General features: G+C 62.3%; 12 protein-coding genes. 1 reads left to right on the top strand and 11 read right to left on the bottom strand.

Annotation, left to right across the window (positions count from 1 at the left end; genetic code table 11):
• The first annotated feature begins 36 nt into the window (after positions 1-36).
• A complete protein-coding gene (locus KOL99_RS14285; RefSeq protein ID WP_216511157.1) occupies positions 37-2,904 on the top strand; it encodes a hybrid sensor histidine kinase/response regulator in 2,868 nt (955 codons plus the stop codon).
• 103 nt (positions 2,905-3,007) lie between these two features.
• Here KOL99_RS14285 and KOL99_RS14280 read toward each other — a convergent pair whose 3' ends face one another.
• The 11 genes from KOL99_RS14280 to KOL99_RS14230 form a co-directional block, all read right to left on the bottom strand.
• Entirely contained in the window at positions 3,008-5,287 is a 2,280-nt protein-coding gene (locus KOL99_RS14280) for a response regulator (RefSeq protein WP_216511156.1), read from the bottom strand.
• A gap of 16 nt (positions 5,288-5,303) precedes the next feature.
• The gene (locus tag KOL99_RS14275) at positions 5,304-6,569 is read right to left on the bottom strand and encodes a sensor histidine kinase (protein WP_216511155.1); all 1,266 of its coding nucleotides are present in this window, start codon (positions 6,567-6,569) and stop codon (positions 5,304-5,306) included.
• A gap of 36 nt (positions 6,570-6,605) precedes the next feature.
• The gene (locus KOL99_RS14270) at positions 6,606-8,801 is read right to left on the bottom strand and encodes a CHASE domain-containing protein (protein WP_216511154.1); all 2,196 of its coding nucleotides are present in this window, start codon (positions 8,799-8,801) and stop codon (positions 6,606-6,608) included.
• Positions 8,798-11,293 (bottom strand): ATP-binding protein, encoded by a 2,496-nt coding sequence (locus KOL99_RS14265; protein WP_216511153.1) that lies wholly within the window; start codon positions 11,291-11,293, stop codon positions 8,798-8,800. Before KOL99_RS14265 ends, KOL99_RS14270 begins: the two co-directional genes overlap by 4 nt.
• Positions 11,294-11,712: 419 nt before the next feature.
• Complete coding sequence (locus KOL99_RS14260; RefSeq protein WP_216511152.1) at positions 11,713-13,788, bottom strand: hybrid sensor histidine kinase/response regulator; 2,076 nt, start codon at positions 13,786-13,788, stop codon at positions 11,713-11,715.
• Positions 13,789-14,095: 307 nt separating this feature from the next.
• Positions 14,096-14,926 carry a hypothetical protein gene (locus KOL99_RS14255; RefSeq protein WP_216511151.1) on the bottom strand — a complete coding sequence of 277 codons (831 nt, stop codon included), beginning with the start codon at positions 14,924-14,926 and terminating at the stop codon, positions 14,096-14,098.
• 207 nt (positions 14,927-15,133) lie between these two features.
• The gene (locus tag KOL99_RS14250) at positions 15,134-15,547 is read right to left on the bottom strand and encodes a phosphate-starvation-inducible PsiE family protein (protein WP_216511150.1); all 414 of its coding nucleotides are present in this window, start codon (positions 15,545-15,547) and stop codon (positions 15,134-15,136) included.
• Between the two features lie 359 nt (positions 15,548-15,906).
• The gene (locus KOL99_RS14245; RefSeq protein WP_216511149.1) at positions 15,907-16,905 is read right to left on the bottom strand and encodes an archaeosortase/exosortase family protein; all 999 of its coding nucleotides are present in this window, start codon (positions 16,903-16,905) and stop codon (positions 15,907-15,909) included.
• A gap of 2 nt (positions 16,906-16,907) precedes the next feature.
• Positions 16,908-17,102: a hypothetical protein gene (locus tag KOL99_RS14240; RefSeq protein ID WP_216511148.1), complete on the bottom strand. Its 195-nt coding sequence runs from the start codon at positions 17,100-17,102 to the stop codon at positions 16,908-16,910.
• 12 nt (positions 17,103-17,114) lie between these two features.
• A complete protein-coding gene (locus KOL99_RS14235; protein WP_216511147.1) occupies positions 17,115-17,642 on the bottom strand; it encodes a hypothetical protein in 528 nt (175 codons plus the stop codon).
• 1 nt (position 17,643) lies between these two features.
• The gene (locus KOL99_RS14230; RefSeq protein WP_216511146.1) at positions 17,644-21,201 is read right to left on the bottom strand and encodes a fibronectin type III domain-containing protein; all 3,558 of its coding nucleotides are present in this window, start codon (positions 21,199-21,201) and stop codon (positions 17,644-17,646) included.
• Positions 21,202-21,284 lie beyond the last annotated feature (83 nt).

Below are 21,284 nucleotides of genomic sequence, written 5' to 3'. Positions count from 1 at the left end.
ATCCTCCACTTTATCGTTGCAAGGACGCCGTAAGCGATGAAACAACGCCTGATACAGAAACCGGCACTGGCATTGCTGGTCGTCATCTGCACCTGCCTGTGCGGACTCGTCTTCCTGTTGGCCTATCAACAGGCCAGGGAGTCCGCCATCTCCAGGCTGCACGACGAGCAGATGATCCACGCCAAGCAGGCGGCCCAGGGGATCCAGGATTACTTCAGCACCTGGACCGGGATCCTCAGTTCCATGGCGCGCATGAAAGCGATCGCGGACGCGGACGCCTCGGGGCGGCAGCAGATGGAGTTCTTCTACGACGCCCACAAGGAGCAGATCCGCTCCTTCACCCGGGTGGACGAACAGGGCATCGTCCTGGTCAGCATCCCGCAACGCGGTGCCGCGGGGAGGAACATCGCCTCGCAGAAGCACGTGCAGGAACTGTTACGCACCCGCAAGCCGGTGGTGAGCGACGTGTTCAGGGCGGTGCAGGGATACGACGCCATCGCCCTGCACGTGCCGGTCTACGAGGGGAACCGCTTCAAGGGGAGCATCGCCATCGTCATCAATTTCCAGAACCTCGCCAAGCGCTACCTCGACGTGATCAGGATCGGCAAGACCGGCCACGCCTGGGTAATCAGTCGCGACGGGACCGAGCTGTACTCCCCGATCCCCGGACACAGCGGCCAGAGCATCTTCGTCAACGGCAAGAACTATCCCTCCCTGCTCGCCATGGCCCGGCGGATGCTGCAGGGGCTCTCGGGCGCCGCGACCTATACCGCCCCGGCCGGAAGGGACCCGCACGCCCCGCCTGCCCGCCAGCTCGCCGTCTACCACCCGATAACCATGGGCAACACCTTCTGGTCCATCGCCGTGGCCTCGTCGGAACGTGAAATCCTGGCCTCGCTCGCCGCGTACCGCAACCGCCTGGTGCTGGGAGTGCTGATCCTGCTGGCGGGAGGGGTGGCGGTTTCCATGTTCGTGGCCAGGGCCATGGTGATCGTCAAGGAAGAAGAGGCGCACCGGGAGGCCCGGGACGAGTTGCGGGCGAGCGAGCAGAGGTACCGCGACCTGTTCGAGCACAACCCTGCCCCGATGCTGGTCTACGACCGGGGCACCATGGAGATGGTGGCCGTCAACGAGGCGTTCCTGATCGCCTACGGCTACACCATGGACGAGGTGCTCGCGCTGCACCTGCCCGACCTCTACCCGGAGCGCGAGAAACGCAGGATCACCGAGGTGGCCGCGCGCCTTTCCGGCCACACCTACGTCGGCGAATGGCACCACCGCCGCAAGGACGGCAGCGAGTTCCCCATCGTGGTCACCTCCCACGACACCGTGTACAAGGGGAGGACCTGCCGCATAGCCGTCATCACGGACATCACCGAACGCAAGAAGATGGAAAAGGCGATCGAGGAGGAGTCCCAGTTCAACCGGATCCTCCTGGAGCAGTCCCCGGACGGCATCGTCATCATCGATCCGGCCACGGCCGGCTTCATCAACTTCAACAGCGCCGCCTGCCGGCAGCTCGGCTACAGCCGGGAAGAATTCGCGCAGCTCTCGGTATTCGACGTGGAGGCGCGGGAAACGCAGGAGGAGACCCGCGGGCGCATCGCCGAGATCCTCGCCAACGGCAGGGGGAGCTTCGAGACGCTGCAGCGCACCCGCAGCGGCGAGTTGAGAAACGTCGAGGTGAACGCCCAGATCGTCAACATCCAGGATCACCCCGTGTACTACTGCATCTGGCGCGACGTGACCGAACACAAGAAGCTGGAGGAGCAGCTCCGGCAGTCGCAGAAGATGGAATCGGTGGGACGCCTGGCCGGCGGGGTGGCGCACGACTTCAACAACATGCTCGGTGTCATCATCGGCTCCGCCGAACTATGCCGGCACCGGCTCCCCGAGGACAGCCAGGTGCAAAAGTACCTCGAGCACATCCTGAAGGCCGCGCAGCGCTCCAGCGAGATCACCCGGCAGCTGTTGGCCTTCTCCAGGAAGGAGATCGTCTCCCCCAAGGCGGTGAACCTGAACAGCCAGATCATCGATGCCGAGAAGATGCTCTGCCGCCTGATCGGCGAGGACATCCGGCTCACCTTCAAACCCGCCACCTCGATCTGGACCGTGCTGATCGACCCGTCCCAGGTGGACCAGATCCTCATGAACCTTTCGGCCAACTCGCGCGACGCCATGCCCGACGGCGGCACCCTAAACATCGAGACCGCCAACGTCCGCCTCGACGCCGCTTACTGCCGACACCACTCCGGCTGTTCGCCGGGCGATTACGTGAAGCTGACCGTGAGCGACACCGGCATCGGCATGGACCGGGACACCCGGGAGCACATCTTCGAGCCCTTCTTCACCACCAAGGGGCTGGGCGTGGGGACCGGGCTCGGGCTCGCCACCGTGTACGGCATCGTTTCCCAGAACAACGGTTTCATCACCGTCTACAGCGAGCCGGGGCAGGGCACCGTGTTCACCATCTACCTGCCGCGGCTCCCGGACGCCGAGGCCGATGCGGAAGAGATCGACATCGCCATCCCCTCCACCGGCAGCGGCACGGTGCTCCTGGTGGAGGACGAGGAGATGCTCTTGTGGACCACGACCAGGATGCTCGAGGAGATGGGGTACACCGTGATCCAGGCCCAGAGTCCGGCGCAGGCGATCGAGATCTGCGGCAAGGGGGAGCGTATCGACCTTGTGCTGACCGACGTGGTGATGCCGGGGATGAACGGGCGGGAGATGGCGGAGCGGATCAGGGCGATCCGCCCGGAGGTGAAGGTGCTCTTCATGTCGGGCTACACCGCCGACATCGTGGCGCAGCGCGGCATCGTCGAGGAGGGGATGCACTACATTCCGAAACCCCTGGACGCGAGGAAGTTGAACGAGAAGATCGCGCAGATGATGGCGGCCTGAGGCCGCTGCGGCGCACCGCTCCTCTCCGCTCCACCCCTCCCCTAGGCCCGGATTAGCCTCGAGACTCCCCGCCGCCGGGGAGGCCTTTTCCCACCAGGTACCCCTAGCCGGGTGCTCCCGGCGCCGCTTCCCTGTCCAGGATGTCCCTGACCCGCCTCAAAAGCTCCAGCGGCTGCACCGGCTTCATGATCAGTTCGGTCCCGGCATCTACCGAATCGCGCAGGTAAACGAAGTCGCGGGTGTAGCCGCTGGTGAAGGCGACCTTCACCTCCGGGGCGATGGCCCTGATGGCGTCGCAGGCCTCCCTGCCGTTCATCCTCGGCATGATCATGTCCATCAGCACCAGGTCCACCCCGCCCGCCTCGCGAAACTTCTCGACCGCATCCAGGCCATCCTCGGCCAGGATCACCTGGTAGCCGTACTCGGCCAGGATGCTCTCCAGCATTTCGCGCAGGACCGGCTCGTCCTCGGCGACCAGGATGGTCTCGGAGCCGGCCTTGGGAGGATCGTAGCTCCCCCGCTGTTGCTCGGCCGACTCCGCGCTCTCCATGAGCGGCAGGTAGATCCTGAAGGTGGTGCCCAGGCCAGGCTCGCTGTAGACGTTGATGAAACCGTTATGCTGCTTCACGATGCCGTACACGATGGACATGCCGAGGCCGGTCCCCTTCCCCTGTTCCTTGGTGGTGAAAAAGGGCTCGAAGAGCCTGGACCGGGTGGTCTCGTCCATGCCCAGGCCGGTGTCGGAGACCGAGATGACCGCGTAGACCCCGGGCTCCACCGCGTCGTGAGGCATCAGGTGGCGCTCCTCGATCACCTGGCGCGTGGCCTCTATGGCCAGCACGCCCCCCTTGGGCATGGCGTCGCGGGCGTTGGTGGCCAGGTTCATGAGCACCTGCTCGATCTGGCCGCAGTCGACGTTGACGGGCAGGGGCGTGACGCTTACCAGCGGCCTGAGCTGGACGTCCTCGCCGATGACCCGGTTCAGGAACTTCTCCACGTGCAGGATCACGTCGTTGAGATTCACCACTTCGAGCTTCATCACCTGTTTGCGGGAGAAGGCCAGCAGGCTCGCGGTCAACTGTGCCCCCTTGTCCGCCGACTCGAGGATGTGCTCCACCTTCTCCTTTTGCTGGGGCGCGAGCAGAGCGTCCGCGGTGAGCATGGAGCCGTACCCCATGATCACCATCAGGATGTTGTTGAAATCGTGGGCGACGCCGCCGGCGAGCTGTCCGATGGCTTCCATCTTCTGCGACTGCCGGAGCTGCTCCTCGAGCTTGTGCCGCTCGGTGATGTCGTCCTTCAGGATCAGGTAGTGGGTCACCTCCCCCCCTTTGTTGCAGATGGGCGAGACGGTGATCCGGGCCCAGAAGGGCGCGCCGTCCTTTCTCCGGTTCATGAGCTCCCCCTCCCAGGGGGTGCCGGCGGCGAGGCAGGCCCTGAGCTCGCTTTGCGCCTGGCCGGCGTCCTGCTGCGCGGCGAGAAAGATGTCCGCGGGCTTGCCGACCACGTCCTGCGCCGCGTACCCCGTCATCTCGATGAACCTCGGGTTGACGAACTCGACCACCCCGTCCCGGTCCGTGATGCGGATGGACACCGGACACTGTTCGACGGCGTGCGACAGCTTGAGGACCTGTTCCTCGGTATGGCGGCGATCGGTCAGGTCGTCCACCAGGGCGATCAGGTAATCGGGAGCCCCCCTGCTGTCCAGGGAGACCGATGAGGTGAGCCGACTCCAGCGCGCCCCCCTGGGGGTGGGAACGGAGGCCTCCCGCACCACGACCCGGCCCGGCGCCGGCAGCAGTTCCTCGGCGTCGAACTCGGCGAACCAGCAACGAAAAGGCTGGCCCAGCAGTTCCGCTTCCGTTCTCCCCAGGAAATCCTGCAGCTGGCAGTTCGCCCTCAGCACCTCGCCGTGCAGCTGGAGGTGGGCGATGCCCAGCCCCGCCTGCTCGAAGGTGCTGCGGAAGCGGCGCTCACTGTCGATCAGCTTGCGGCGCGTCTGCACCGACTCCAGCGCGTTGGCCAGGGTAAGGCGGATCTCGGTCTCGTTCCACGGCTTCTTGAAGTAGTAGTAGATCTGGCTGCGGTTGATGGCATCGATGACGGCCTCGATGTCCGCGTAACCGGTCAGAATCATACGGGCGTTGTGGGGATAGGCCTCGGCCACCTTCTCCAGGAACTGGGTGCCGGTCATACCCGGCATGCGCTGGTCGGACACGATCAGGGGGATGTCCTGGTCCTCGAGCAGCAGGAACGCCTCATGTGCCGTCTCCGCTATCAACACCTCATAGGTATCGCGCAGCAGCGCCCGTAACGCCACCAGGTTGGGGCGCTCGTCGTCGACGTAAAGGAGTTTGGGTTTGGCGGCTTGCGGCTCTTCCATGACGTCACTTCCTTTCCTAGGCTTCAAACTGCGGCAGCACCACCCGGAACAGGGTCCCCTGCCCGGCCCGGCTCTCCACCTCGATGCTCCCCTGGTGGTCGCGGATGATGCCGTGGGAGATGGCGAGCCCGAGGCCGACGCCCTTCCCCACCTCCTTGGTGGTGAAGAAAGGCTCGAAGAGGTGCGGTCTGACCTCGTCGCTCAGGCCGGTGCCGGTGTCGGCGATCTCCACCACGGCGCAGCAGCGCCCGTCGCGCTCCTGCATCCTGGTGCTGATCCGGATCTCGTCGTCACCCGCGGGAGCGGACTTGGCGTCGATGGCGTCCACGGCGTTGCCCAACAGGTTCATGAACACCTGGTTGAGCCGTCCCGGCTGGCACAGCCACAGGGGGAGGTCGCCGTAGTCGCGTTCGATGCGGATGTGGTCCTTGTAGCGGTTGTGCAAAAGCAGCAGCGCCGCATCCAGGCACTCGTGCAGGTTGACGCTCTTTCTGTCTGCCTCGTCCAGGCGGGAGAATATGCGCAGGCTGGCGACGATCTCGGCGGCCCGGTTGGCGCCGTAGCAGGCGTTACTGACCAGCTCGTTCATGTCCTGGCGCAACTCGCCCGGGTGGTTTTGGCTGCTCCAGTGCCGGATGCGCCGCAGCGCCTCGTCGGGCGCCGTCCCGGAGAGGTCCTGGCACAGCGCCATCAGCTCGTCAACCGGGGCCACGGTCTTTTGCAGCCCCTGCACGCTGGCAGAGATGAAATTGAGGGGGTTGTTGAGTTCGTGGGCGACGCCGGCGGTCAGAAGCCCCAGCGCCGCCATCTTCTCGGACTGCACCAGGTGCGCCTGCGCCCGGGTCAGGTCCCGCAGCGTCTGTGCCAGGACCCCGTTTTGCCGCTCGAGCTCGGCGCGCATGCGGGCCAGTTCGAGGTGGGTCTCCACCCGGGCCAGCACCTCCAGCGGCTGGAACGGCTTGGTGACGTAGTCCACCCCACCCTCCTCGAAGGCGCGCAATTTGTCCGCGGTTTCCACCGCCGCCGAAACGAAGATCACCGGGATGCCGGCCAGCCGCGGGTCGCCCTTCAGTTCCCGGCAGACCTCGAAGCCGTTCATCTCGGGCATGTTAATGTCCAGCATGACCAGGTCGGGGACCTGGAGCCGCGCCGCCTTGATGGCCAGCCGGCCGTTGATGGCGGCCCGGACGGTGTAGCCGCGCTCCTGGATGATCGACTCCAGCAACTGCAGGTTGGCCGGGGTGTCGTCGACCACCAGGATATTTGCTCTGCTCTTTGTCATTTCCGCTCCCTGTCGCTTGGCGGGGCGTCCCCCGTGTCACCCCTGCCGCTCTCCCGCTCCCGCCTGCGCGACCAGCTCCTCGATCAGGTCGAAACGGTAGCTCTCCGCCAGCCCCCGCAGCCTCCGGGCCACCCCGGGGGCGCTTTGCGCCACCGACTGCAACAGCTCAAGGAGCGAGTTCTTGTCCAGCGCCCGGGCAGCCGCGGCGAGAAGCTGGCACAGTTCCAGCGGCAAGCGCGCCAGCTCCTGGTCCAGTTCCGCCGACGCCGGTTCCGGCTGTCGCTCCATGCTGCCGCCATCCGGCCGGCTCCCGAGGGCAGCCGCCAGTTGCTGGGCGGTGGCCTGGTCCAAGGGAAGGATGAGGCGGAAACAGGAGCCCGTTCCGGGTGTGCTCCGCACCGTGAGATCGCCGCCCAGAAAACGGGCGTACTGCCGGCTGATGGTCAAGCCGAGCCCGGTCCCTCCCAGGTCCGCCTCCCCCACCCGCCCCTGTTCGAAGGCGTTGAAGATCCGCTCCTGGTCCTCGGGCGCGATGCCCGGCCCGCTGTCTTCGACCTCCACCTCCAGCCACTGCCGACCGTCGCGGGCGCCGGTGCGGCTGCGCACCGAGACCCCTCCCTCCCGGGTGAACTTGATGGCGTTGCCGATCAGGTCGCCCAGCACGTGGCGGATCTTTTTCTCGTCGCCCGCCGCGTAGCGCGGCAGTTCCCCCGCCGGTTCGTGCATCAGCTGCAGGTCCTTCGCGCACGCCTTGTCGCGAAAACCCGCCACCACCTCCTCCAAAAGCGCGGGAAGCTCAAAGACGCCGTGCTCCACGCTGGCGCTCCCCGACTCGATCCTGGCCACCTCGATCACGTCGTTGATCAGCGCCAGGAGCTGTTCGCCGGAGCGGTTGATGATCTCCAGGTTGTGGCGGCTCTCCGCGGTGAGGGTGGCATCGTGCAGGGCGATCTGGCTGAAACCGAGGATGGCGTTCAGCGGCGTGCGGATCTCGTGGCTCATGTGAGCCAGGAAGATGCTCTTCGCCCGGCTCCCCACTTCGGCCCGCTCCTTGGCCTGCGACAGCGCCTCGATGGCGGCCTCCAGCTTGCCGGTCCTGTCCTTGACCCGTTCCTCGAGATGGGCGTTCAGTTCCCGCAGGGTCGCCTCGCTGGAGCGCAGTTCCGCGGTCCTGGCCAGGACCAACCGCTCCAGGTCCTCGCGCTGCGCGTAGAGCCCGCGGAAGTACAGCCCAAGGAAGATGCTGAGCAGCGCCCCCGCCGGCAGCAGCAGCCAATAGGCCACCGGCGCGTTGCGTTCGAGGTACTCCGCGCTGGGGACAAGCCTCATCCCCCACCGGCGCCCGCCGAACTCGAAGGTCCTGACCAGGGTCCGGGAGGGGGGGAGCAGCGGTGCGTACCACGCCGCGCCCCCCGGGCGCCGCGCGCTCCAGCGGTAGAGCAGTTGTTCGCGTTGTGGGGCGGAGAGGTCGAGCAGGTCGAAATCGAGGCCGGACGGGGTCGCGTCGCCGAAGGTCGCCTGCAGGAGCTTCTCGATGTTGAGCACGGCCACGGTCGCGCCCTGAAACGTCCCCCTGCGCTCCGCCACCCCGCCGGGGGGGAGCCCCCCCGCATAGACCGGGTAAAAGACGAGGACGCTGTGGGTCGAGGTGCGATCCTGCACCAGCTTGATCCGTTCCGTCGACACCGGTTGCCCGGTGTCACGCGCCCGCTCCAGCGCGGCGAGCCGCACCGGGTCCGATCCCACGTCGAAGCCGACGGCCTTGCCGTTGTCCGCCATCGGCTCGATGTACCACACCGGGTAGTAAAAAGGGCGCTCCCCTGCCGGGACGCGCACCCCGCTCGCGCCGCGCTCGGTAAGGGCGAAACCGGGGTTCACCTCCCTGCGCCCCCGCTCCTCGAAAGGCACCCTCTGGGTGCGCGCCACGGCGGGATTCCAGGACAGCGCCTTGATCTCGGTGCGCTCCTTCAGAAAGGGACCGGTGAAGGAGGCGAACTCGCCCCTGCTCACCTCCTTGCTGGAGACGAAGTGGTTGCGCAGGGCCAGGAGCACCAGCCGGGTGTCATCGACCTTGTTGCCGAAGGTGTCGGCACAGTTGGCGACGTCACGTTCCAGGCGCGAATCGAAGGAAGCGAGTTCCGAGCGCCGCACCAGGAAGAAGAGCACCAAGGTGACCAGCAGCCCCGACAGCACCACCGCGGGTACGCTCCAGTGCGTCCGGCGCCGGCTCAACCCGGTTCTCCCGGCGCGGAAGGTTGCAGCAGCGCCTCCTCGATCAGGTCGAAGCGATAGCTCTCGGCATGGCCGCGCAGGCGTGCGGCGGCCTCGGGGGCGACGGCGGACAGTTCCGCCAGCAGCGCGACGAGCAGCGCCCGGTCCAGCTCCCTGGCCGCGGCGAGCAGCGCCTCGCGCAACTGCGGGGGCGCCGCCCCCAGCGCCGTCGCGAGCCCATCTTCCAGAAGCTCATGCTCCCGCGCCGGCGGCGCGGCTTCGGCGACGTCATAGACGAACCGGGCCGGGAGCAGGCGGGCGATCTTCTCCAGCAGCTCCTCCTCGCGAAACGGCTTGCGCAGGAAGTCGTCGGCCCCCGCCTCCATCACCTCGCGCAGCTGTTCTTCGAAGACGCTGGCCGAGACCGCAATGATAGGGACCTCCTTTCCCTCCGGCAGGGCCCGGATGTGCCTGGTTGCCTCTCGGCCGTCCATCACGGGCATCACCACGTCCATGAGGACCAGGTGCGGCGCCTGGGTCTTGAAAGCCTCCACCGCCTCGGCCCCGTCCTTACTCTCGATGGTCTCGAACCCCACCGGCCCCAGCATCTTCACCAGGATCTCCCGGTTGGTGTCGCGGTCATCCACCACGAGCACCCGCCATCCCTGCTGCCCCGCCTGAAGGCGCGCAATGCGGGGCACACCGCCCGGTGCGGCCGGCACCACGGGGCGCTCCGCCTCGGCCAGGGGCAGGACCAGGTGGAAGCAGGCCCCATGTCCCTGCACGCTGGTGACGGTCAGGTTTCCCCCCATCAGGTGGGCGAACTGGCGGCTGATGGCGAGGCCGAGCCCAGTCCCCCCCTCGGTCCTCCTCCCCACCTCCGCCTGCTCGAAGGCGCCGAAGACGTTCTGGACCTCCTCCGGCGCGAGCCCCGGCCCGCTGTCCTCGACATCCAGTTCGAGCCACACCTGCCCCTCCCGCTCGGGGGTCCGCGCGCGCAGCGACACTCCCCCCTTATCGGTGAACTTGATGGCGTTGCCGAGCAGGTTGATAACGATCTGGCGCAGCTTTCCGACGTCGCCGAGGAGGTACCGGCGCAGGCCCGGATCAAGTTCGAGCACCAGCTGCAGTCCCTTGGCCCGCGCCTTCGGGGTGAGCATCTCAGTCTCTTCCCCGAGCAGCCCCGCCAAGTCGAAAGGCGCCGTCTCGACGGTCATCCGTCCCGACTCGATCTTGGCCATGTCCAGGACATCGTTGATCAGGGCCAGCAGGTGCTCGCCGGAACGGTTCACCGTCTCGAGGTTGTGGCGGTTCTCCGGCGACAGCTTGGGTTCGTGCAGCACGATCTGGCTGAACCCCAGGATCGCGTTCAGCGGCGTGCGGATCTCGTGGCTCATGTTGGCCAAAAAGAGCGACTTGGCGCGGTTGGCGGCCTCGGCGCCCTCCTTGGCGACCGCCAGCTCCTCCATGGTGGCGCGCAGCTTCACGTTCGCCTCCTGCAGCGAGCAGGTCCGCTCCTCGATGCGCCGCTCCATCTCCTGGTTGACCAGTTGCAGCTCCCTGGTGCGCGCCTTGACCTGGTGCTTCAGGACCACCGCCCCCACCAGGGTCATCACAAGGGCGATCCCCAGCACCGGCCCCAGCATCTGCAGCCACAGCGGCAGTTTCCAGTCGACTTCTTCCGAAGTCCACCGTTTCATGATCACATAGTAAGCGGACTGGGGGTCGTTCTTCATCTCGGTCAGGTGGCGATCGATGGCTTCCAGCAACCGCAGCGTTTCCTCGGAACTGGGCTTTTGCGCCGCGAACAGGTAGGGGGCCGGATCGAACATGATCGGCGTATCCTCGAGGCCCGACTTCCTGGCGAACATCAACCCGTAGTAGCGGTTGGTGACCCCGGCGTCCACCTTACCCGAGGCGATCATCTGGAACTCCGTCTTGTAGCTTGAGACCGGGACCAGGGTCACGTTCAAGCCGAAACTCCTGGCCAGGCGGTCCACCGTCTCCAGTTGGATGGTCTTCTCAAGGCCCGCCACCCGCTTGCCGTTCAGATCCAGGATGGATTGAATGCCGCTCCCCTTGCGCGCGTAGACCTGGGACCAGCCGGACAGGATGGGAACCTTGTTGAAGGTGTAGATCTTTTCCCGCTCCGCCGTGTAGGCCACGTCCGGCATCAGGTCGATCTCGCCTTTCTTCAGGCGCTCCAGGCAATCGCTCCAAGTGCCGGAGACGTAGCGGATGCGCCACCCTTCCTTTTTGGCTATGTGCTCGATCAGGTCAATGAAGATGCCGGCCGGTCTGCCGGCATCGGAGGTGAAGATCTTGGGAGGATTTTCGTAGACCCCGAGCGTCACCGTCTTCTCGGAGGCGTCCGCGGATGCTCTAAGGCAGGTCAGGATCATCAGGAGGCAAAGGGCGAGCCACCCGGGGGGGATGGCGCAAAGGGGGCGAGTGAGGAAAAGGAACGGATTCTTCCAACGAGGCAGCTTATCGGCAGGGGGGGGAGCCGTCATGCGTGTCCTTAGCAACGGCCGCTTCAGAAACCTTGCCGTTTCTCTGTGGGTTTATCCAGAGTGCGCCAACCCCTCCACTGTCAGTAGAGGATATATGTTCAGTCAAACCAAAAGTAATCTCCCGGGTGCAATGTGTCACACCAGCGCCGGTATCCCACAGCGAAATCACGATGACAGTAAACTCCGCCCCGTAATGCCGCGGCACATCCTAGATAGTACATCAAAGTTGATTTTTTACAATTAAGGGGAAAAGTAAAAGTGTCATTCGAATCCGCCATCAGGAAGACGATCAATGGCAGAAAGTGTCCGGCCACCCATCCTGCCCGAACATCTTGAACGATGCCACCTTACCTGATCGATATATCAGGGAAGAAGGCGTCTGCGAGACCAAACGGGACTGTTCCAGCGGCTGCCCGTAGTCAGCGTTTGTCCCTTGCCTCCGTGGTGGCGGCTCCCAGCGAATCGAGGAGCGCGGCCAGCGCCTCGACCCCGAACGGCTTGGGGAGGGCCTTGACGAAGCCGTACTCCTTGAAGTCGGCCATGACCGGGTCGTTGGAATAGCCGCTCATCACCACGAGGCGTGCCTGAGGATCAAGCGCCAGGATCTGCTGGGCCGCCTCCCGCCCTCCCATCCCTCCCGGGATGGTGAGATCGGCCAGAACCAGGTTGTACGGCGACCCGTCCCGCAGCGCCCCCCGGTAAAGCTCCACCGCCTCCGCGCCGTCCGCACAGGTACGGACCTCGTGCCCCAGATGCTGCAGCATCCCCTCGGCCAGTTGCCGTATGACTTCCTCATCATCCATGACCAGTATGGAAAGCGGGGTGCCGTCCTCAAGCCCCGGCACCGCAGCCTCCGGTTCCCGCAGCTGGAGAGGCCTGCCCAGTGACGGCAGGTGGATGGTGAAGGTGCTCCCCTCGCCGACACGGGAAGCGACGCTGAGGCTTCCGCCGTGCCTTGTCACGATGGAGTACGCCGAGGCGAGCCCCAGCCCCCTCCCCTTGGGCCTGGTACTGAAGTACGGGTCGAAAACCTTCTTGAGAGAAGCCTCCGGTATCCCCTCGCCGTGGTCCGTGAAGTCGATGCGCAGGTACGGTCCCGGGGGGAGCTTGGCGGGATTGCCGACATCCAGAACGAGTTCGTTGGCCGTGATGTTCAAGACCCCGCCGTCAGGCATGGCTTGTGCCGCGTTGATGATGATGTTGCTGAAGGCCTGGCACATCTGCCCCACGTCGGCCTGGACCGCGCTCAGGGTCTGCGGGATCTCGACCACCCCCTTGACGTTGGAACCGCTCAGGGTGAGGGAAACGGCCTCATCGACCAGGAGCGCTACCGAGGTGACCTCCCGTACCGGCACTCCCCCCCGGGCGAAGGTAAGGAGCTGCTTGGCCAGGTCGCCTGCGCGCAGCGCCGCTTTCTCCGCCGCCTCCAGCAGCGATTGCGCGCCGTGCTCCGGCGCCAACTGCAGCTTGGCGAACGAGAGGTTGCCGAGGATACCGGTCAGGATGTTGTTGAAATCGTGAGCTATGCCGCCCGCCAGCACCCCCAGGGACTCCAGCTTCTCCATCTTCAGCCGCTCGTCTTCCAACGTCTTCAGCGCCTGCTCCGCCTTCCGGCTCCGGTCCCACTGCCGGCTGAAAACCATGGCGAGGGCGATGGTGATGGTCATGAAGACGAGCATGAAAAAGACGCCATCGTAAACCTCCCGGTACCAGTTGGCGAGGTAGTCGGAGGTGGCCAGCGCCACGAAGACGTAGAGCGGTTGCGACAGCGAGACCTTCCTGAACGAGTAGATACGGTCGCGCCCGTCGATGCTGCTTTTGGTCCGGTACGTCCCCGCGTCCTGACGTGCGGCGAGGAAAGCCTCGAACTGCGGCGAGTTGATCCTTACCCCAGGCGCATCGAGCGGTGGATTCAATTTCGGGTATCGTGCCAGCAGGGTCCGGTCCGCCGCGACCAGCGACAGCAATCCCCGCTTCCCGACGTTGACGGTGGCGAAGCTTTGCGAGAGGTAGTCGAGCGTGATGCCGGCATAGACAAGGCCGGCGAAGGAGCCGTTCGGGAAGTTTACTCTCCTGGACAGCACGACCATCCTCTTTCCGGAGATGCCCCCGACCAGGGGTTTGGAGATGACCAGCCCCAGGCCCGGGTTCTGTCGTTGCGTGGTGAAATAGTCGCGGTGGGCGAGGCTCTTGGTGGTGGCCGGCGTCACTTCCGGGCCGTACACCGCCAACCCGGCGGGGTCTGTGGCCCGCAGCGCAACCAGTTCGGGGAGCCTCTTTTGCTGGCGCACGATGAACTGGTTCAGTTCCTGCGGCGTCACCGCCCCGTTTTTAAGCTGGCGCTCGTACTCGTCGCAGACCGCGAGCAAGGCGACGTCTATTTTGGAGAAGATGCCGGAGATGTTGGCATCGAGGACCTTGGCCAGGTTCTGGGTGGTTATGGCGGTCCGGTCGCGGTGCGCCTCCCTGCTTTGTACCAGGGCGTAGGTTATCATTCCCGCCACGACAAGGTTCAGCAGCAGCACACCGGAAAAGAGGTGGCGCTTGAGGACATCGACTGACCAGCCTAAGGCTGTATCAGGCTCTGTATTTAGATTTTTCATATCCACACGCTCAAACTGCCGCTGTCAGTTGCTGTGCAGGAAATCACTCTCTAGTCCAGTATTTTGCTTCAACTTTGCCGTCATAGCAATGCGCCCGATGGAAAAACATGCGCGATCAAACAAAAAAAGAGGAAAGCCTTTTCAGGCGATCCTCTTTCCTTGAAACCGTACCCCCCCCCCCGCCGGCCCCTCACGGGACCTATTCCCGGGGGCGCAAAAGGTTGGAGTACTCGCGCAGCATCCACCGCCTGGGTTCGGCGGGGAGATCGAGGATGCCGGTGAGGAGCACCCGGTATCCCCAGCAAAGATCGGCGTCCTCGGCGACCTCGGGTTGGCCCCATATCTTCCCGAACTGCTCCAGCTTTTCCGGCGACAGCCGCCTCTTCATTTCCGCGAACAGGGCCTGGTAGGCCACCGCGGTCTGCTCCTTGGTGTTGGCCGGCAGGCGCGGCGACCGGGAGATCTCCGCGACCAGCGCCTTCTTGGTAAGACGCAGGTACAGCTGGGCATCCTCCAGCGGGAGGAGCTCCAGCCAGTGGTAGTCGAAGTTGCTGCCGGGGCGCAGCATGCCCGCGCAGTCGCGTTCGGGGAGCTTGCCGGCCATCGCGTTCATCACGCGCAGCAGCTCCTGGAAGTCATGCTCGGGGAGGCGCGTCAGCCCGCGCACCGCGTAGTCACCAGCAAGGGCCTTGCCGAAGGCGTCGTAATCGGTGACGTGGTCGGCGTTGTCCTTCAGCGAAGTGTAGAAAAAGTCGATTACCACCGGGTCCGACAAGGTCTCCCGCAGGTAGGACTCGAAGAGCCGGTGCATCTTCGTTCCCTTCTTGAAGGTGTTGTTCTTGTCGAGGAAGCCCTCATCCTTCAGGAGCTTCGCCATGGCCAGGTGGAACTCTTCGCGGCTCGCCGCCGGTTCACTCCCCTGCTCCACCTTCTTGGCCGGCGTAAGCGGCGCGACCGCCGCCCTGCCGACTCCGACCGCACTGAAAAGGGACAAAGCCACCAGACAGCAAGCGAACCTGTTCCATACCATGCTCTTTTCCCCTCTCATTTGCCCCGCGTCGTGAAACAGTCGGCGAGCCCCCCCGAACAACTCCGCACCCTCGCCCCTAAACGGCGCACGGGCCTCCAGATTCTCGCCGGTGAAAACCCGCCACGCCGAGCTCTTTTGGAAAGCGTCGACGGCGGCTCGGAGGGCTGCCGGGTACGGCGGCTTCTGCGGTCCCTTGGCGGACCGTTCCTATCCCTCTGCCGGATCCTTCTTTTTGATCAGGAAATAGCCGACCGTGAGGGCCAAAAGGATAGCGGCTATTCCCACCAAGGCCAGACCCGACAGCTCCTTTACATCGAGAATGATGACTTTCCTGGCAATGGCAATAATTGCGACGGACATGACTATCTGCGCATGATCGACAGATTCGGCCATGTAGGTCTTGGCGATGGTATCCAAAAGTTCGATACCTATCAGGACCAGCATGAAGAGGCCGAAAATGTCGAGCAACTCGTTGATGTCGAGCAGCAACACGGGTGGAGATATGATGTCCTGGATGATGATCCACGCGAGTTCCAGGGTGCTGAGCAGCAACACCACCGACATCAGGACCACGAGAACCATGATGATTACTCGCTCGAAACGCTTGATCACACGCAACATGCTGCCACCTCCTCTAACACGACGAACCTTCCCCGCATCGACGTCAGTATGGATCGACAGACCGGCAAACAACCAGTACCAGCAGCCATACTCAATGCACTAGTGCTATGACTGTATGTTCTTCATAAGCCGAAGACATCTTAGTTTCTCGTAACAGTAAAAACCATCTCAGTCAAGAGCTGCATCTGGAAACAAAAAAAGCCACCTACGAATTAACGTAGATGGCTTGTTTCTTTATGGTGCCCAGAGACGGAATCGAACCGCCGACACGAGGATTTCAATCTTGAACTCCGGGCGTTAACATACCGATGATATTTATTTTTTCTCAAGGAGTGACTACGTAGTCACGTCCCTCTTTATCACACAGCCGCTTCTCTTCTTTCGCTCGTCAATATCCAATACATAGTCATGGGCAGTGCCATGTGTACTACACTTCCTATGCCCTGAAAATTAATTAGACCTGCTTCTCCTGAGGTAACAGCAAAACGGCATCCCAGGGCTATAAAGATAGCGTTCAACAGTACAACGCAAAGAAGGCCAATGATGGTGATCCCCAGCATTTCCCAATCACCCTTTTTCTGCAGCGGCACCATCAGGCCGACGTACAAAGCAATGTTCACCTGCTCCAACATATACTCCAGGACGATACTTGCCCCGGGACGGCTGTAGACCATCACGTCCCCATCACGGATAATCGATGCTAAAGGGTCATCGTTCATTAGCCTGTAAAAAAAAGAACTCGCCTGTGCCATGAGGTCGCCGTAGACATCATGACAAAACAAAATCAATCCATAGACACCTATGGTACTGACGACAGTTAGCCCAACGCGCCATGCCGCCGACCTGGAGACGAAGAAGCGGCCATTGACCCATAGGGTCCACAGGGCAAATACGATGAGGGCGAAGCCTATCACCCAGAGATAGTCGTGAGCGAAATCAAATGCGCGCCTTGAGAAGGTACCAACGACGCCGGAGATGAGCAAACGGCAGGCATTGGCGAATACCACCGCTGGTACCGCGACGGCAAGACCGAACAATCGATAGGAGAGGCTGTGGCGGGTATAAAGGAGAATCGCCGTAGCCAAAATCGCCACATAGTCGACTGCGGTGCACTGGTTGATTATCCGCATGGCGAAGCCGTTTACTGTGAGAATATCGGCGTTACTGGTCATGGCAAAGCCCAGCACTGTACCAAGCGCCTTAGTGACCAGGATGGTCAGGTCACGAAATGCGATCTGGCAGGAAGCAGGGATGTATGCCATCAAAGCCGTCACAGAGATAACACAAAACATGAAGAGTACAGCAAAGGCGGAGCCAGGCTGCAGGGCTTCGTTATCGGAATTACGCAATAAAGGCATGGTTACTTGCGCATCTTCCAGAACCCGTATGCGGCAACCGCGACCATGGTTACGGCACTCATCTCGGCATTGCCTACTGGAGTGGAGGGGATGCTCGGCGGAGGAGGAGGGCCGGCCCAGCTTGCCGTGCAAATGCTGCCGAGGGCGATGGCTGCCATGATAAGATTTTCGGCGATTCGGTGAAGATTTCGTTTCATAGTTGGCTCCTTCTATGGTTGTTCAGCGGTAATGAAAAGTGTGGTTGTTTTGCCCGCCCCCGGCGCAGGGAAGATATACTCCCCTAGCCTCAGGTCCGTCTTCTTTCTACCTTCCCCCTCTATCAACATCAGCTTCAGCGCCGGGGGCAGAGAGGTCCCTTCAGCCTGGAGTTCCAGCTTAAGCGGGGTGCCTTTGGCCAAGCTGGAACTGATCACCAATTGCCACTTCTGGCCCTTGGCAGGGGAGCGAACATCCCCCTTCAGCTCCCTCAGGGCAGGATTCCATTCCGGCTGTGGAATGACGATGCTGATGTACGGCTCGCCCATGTCCGCATTCAAGTTGCCGGGGTAGATCGTGTCATAGGCGTTGTCGAAACCGTTATTTGCCTTAGGGTGCTCTCCAATGACAACGTAGTCGTAGAGGGCGCCGCTCGAGACCCTGATGGTGGCGGTCATGGGTTCAAAACCCATGGCCGCCACACAGGTAAGACTCAAGGTTGCAACTATCACTGCGAATGCTCTTACGATGTTCGGCCTCATCTTACTGGATCGTCAGGGTGTGGTTGACGGATTCCAGGTTGATCATCCAGTAACCTTTCCAAGGCTCTACTTGCGGGTTGTTGCCCAAGATGGTCCAGGAGTCGTAGGTCGTGCCGTTCCACCAGTAGATGCTGCCACCGATCTTGTTGGTGTTGATGGCGTCGGAAAGAGGGCTGCCATCTATGAGCCAGGTGGTTCCGATGTTGGTTTTGTTGGCGACGTTGGGATTGGCGATCATCGTCCAGCCCGGCTTCAGGGTCACGGTCACGCTGGCTGGGCCAGCTGCGCCACTGTAGGTGAGTAGGGTGCTGCTGCTGGATGCCTTGGCAAAATACCCCAAGCCAGGGGCAAGGGCTGTCACCGTTTTGTAAGAGCCCAACTGCGTTGTACTGCTCTCCGTCGTAGCGCCGGTGGGGAGCCACTCGTAGATGGAGCTGACCGGGCTGGCGAAGAAGCTTGTCGGAGCGATGCCGGTGGTGTTGTAAGGCACCGCAATGATGTTCCAGCCATTATAGAGCGGCGTTTTGACGCTGATCAGCTCCGTAGCCCCCTCCTGGTCGGAAGCTACCGTATAGGTGTAGATGGTGTTGGGTTTCAGCACACCATTGTCGGCGAAGCTCGTCTGGGTGCCGCTGTAGATGGACGTCGGCGCTTTGCCTCCCTCTGCACGGTAGACGGTAAAGCTGGAGCCCGGCTTCAGGCCGCTGAAGCTCGCTCCCGGTTGCCCCGTGGCGGTGACGGTGTAGGCGGCACTTTTGGCCGTTTCCAGCGTGGTGCCGTCTTTTGCGAAAAATTTGATCGTCTTGTTTCCGACCACAGGAATCGCCGCGCTGTAGACCGCGGAAGACGTGGAGGGGGTGCTGCCGTCGGTAGTGTAGTAGATGGCGGCGGACGGGGTGCTGACCTTTAGCTTCACCATCAGGGTGCCGCCGGCATACGTGCCTGCAGGCGGATATGCGGTGGTGGCCAGGATGGTTCCTGTAAAGTTCGGGTCGATCTTGAATGAAGCGGAGACGGTGCAGTTGCTGGTAATCCCGGCAGTGGTATATACGCTGCCGACCAGTGTCCCCCCGCAACCGGTGATGGAATTGACCATGTAGCCCTGGGACGGCGCCACCGCGAGAGCGAGCTGGTAGCCGCTATAGACTGCCTGGCTGACCGGGGTGACGCTCCCCCCTGCGCCCGCCGCTGCAGTAACCGTGTAGGAAACTGGCTGTTGCCCGGCCAGGGTGACCGACTGAGTCGCCCCTTGCGTTGCGTTGCCCGAGCCGTCCGCAGAAACCGGCGCCACATAGTAGGTAGTACCGGGAATCAGGTTATAGAGGGTGACGGAGTGATCCGTGCTTGTTCCGGCGATCGAAACCTGGGCCGTGAGGGTGAAAGGGGTTGTACCGTACTTGAGCACGGTAGTTGAGGGTTCATTGGTCGTCCAGGCGACATGGATCTGGCTGGAGTTCACGCCACTTGCCGAAATGGCGGAGATAACAGGAGGCGTGGTATCTGCCAAAGCGGCAGTTGTGAAGCTGTAGACCGAAGAGACAGTGGTGTTGTTGGACGGATCCGTGGTCTGCACCTTGAACTGATAGGTGGTATTAGGAGCCAGGTTGGTCAGAGCCACCGAATGGCCGGTCACCTGGACGATATCCCCAGCAAAGTTGGTCAGATTCTGGCCGGACACGCCAAAGTAAACCTGGGAGTCGGCGATCTCGTTGGTGGACCAGACGATGCGCACCATGGAGGACGTGATCGCTGTAGCCGCGGGAACGGCGGTGATGACAGGCGGCGTGGTATCAGGCAGCGAGGGCGTGGTGAAGCCGGTCCCGGCAGCGCCGATGACGGCATCACTCAGGATGAAGGCGGCATAGTTCAATGCCATCATGGTGGACGGTGTCCCCGCCGATGCCACTACCGTGTTGCCCGACATGTCGGTGCAGGAGACCTGCACGCTGTAGGATGTGTTGGGGGTTAGATTGGACAGGGTAACCTGGTGGTCATTGACCTTTTCGCTGTTGGACTTCTGGTTGCCTGTGGTGCCGTTAGGGCCGTAGTTTACAACGGTATCACAAGGTTTGTCGGTCTTAAAAGCGACCGTGGCGGCAGTATCGGTAGAGTAGATTATCGATGCGGCCTGGGTAATTACCGGTGCTTTGGTATCCGGATTTATGTCTGTGGTGAATGTATAAGTCTGACTGGTGGCGGTATTGCCGCTGGCATCTGTTGCCTGTACACGGAAGTAGTAGGTAGTACCGGGCAGCAGGCCGGTCAGCGGGCGGTTGTGCTTGGTAAGCAGTTGTGCCTTGGCGTCTGCTGTGCCGAATGATTCCGTAGTGCCGTACTGTATGGTGGAGCTTGACGGCTCGTCCGTCTCCCAGTAAAGCACAGCCGATTCATGGGTGGTGTTCTTTACGATCGGCGTCTGGATAAAGACCGGCGGCTTCATATCGGGCGTGGCCGATGTGGTGAAGGTTTTGGCAGTGCTCAGGGTCGGCCCATTGTTGAAGGCGTCCTTGGATGACACGGTATAGCTGTAAGTTTTCGTAGCAGCAAGTCCGGTAATCGTCACGGAGTGGTTCGTGGTCAGGCTGTTGTCAGACAGAACACCATAAACGGTGCCGTCATTCCAGGAGACACCGGTGGTGGCAGGCTCATCGGTCTTCCAGACTATTGTGGCGCCCGAATCACTGACATTAATGGCCATGGGGCCTTCGATGATCACCGGAGCTTTGGTGTCTGGCGCTGCAACAGTCGAGAACGAGATAACCGAGGAGGATGTGGGGCCGTTATTGGAGGCATCGGTCGCAGCAACTTTTACGTAGTACACCGTCTCCGCCGTAAGGCCCGTTAGTGTAACGCGATGACTGGTGGCAAGGGTAGCATCGGGTACGGTCAGGTTGGGTGCGCTCGAGAAGCCATATACAACCGAGCCGGTGGAGGGTTCGTTGGTAGTCCATTCCACCACCGCCGATGTATCGGTGATACTGCTCATAGTCGGACCCGTCAGGATCTCTGGCGGTGTTTTGTCCGCTGTCGGCTTGGTGGTAAAAGTTATGATCGAGCTTGTGGTCGGGCCGTTGTTGGCGGCATCGGTGGCGGTTATCTTGACGTAGTAAGTGGTGTTGGCACTCAAGCCGGTAAGCGACTGAGAGTGGGTTGCTGTAAATGCCGATTCCGGAACAGATGTACCAGTCGGAGGATTGCTGGTGCCATAAACCAATGCACCTTTGGCAGGCTCATTGGTTTGCCATTCGATGGTGGCAGTGGTGTCGCCGTATGATGAGACCGTCGGACCGGAGAGGATGATGGGGGCACTGGTGTCCGGCATCGAGAGAATAATGCTCTGCAGGATGTCCTTAGTTACGTTTAGGCCGTTGACAACCGTTTGGGCAAACCCGCTTCCTATTGGTGGGACAATTGTCATGGAATCGGCAGACGTTGACACTACAGTTATGCTGTAATTGCCCAGTGCGTCAGAGGTAACCGGCTCGAATTGGCCGTTCCATGTCAGATAATAACCTACGCTTTGACTGACGTAATGGCCCCACTCCTGAATTATTTTCACGTTAGATACAGGCACTCCGTTGTTGTCAGTAGTCTTACCACTTAGAGTAACAAACGGCATGGTGATGTTTTGTGTGGTATTGG

The sequence above is a fragment of the Geomonas azotofigens genome (assembly GCF_018919395.1).
GTDB lineage: Bacteria > Desulfobacterota > Desulfuromonadia > Geobacterales > Geobacteraceae > Geomonas > Geomonas azotofigens.
This window is presented reverse-complemented; position numbering and strand designations above follow the sequence as displayed.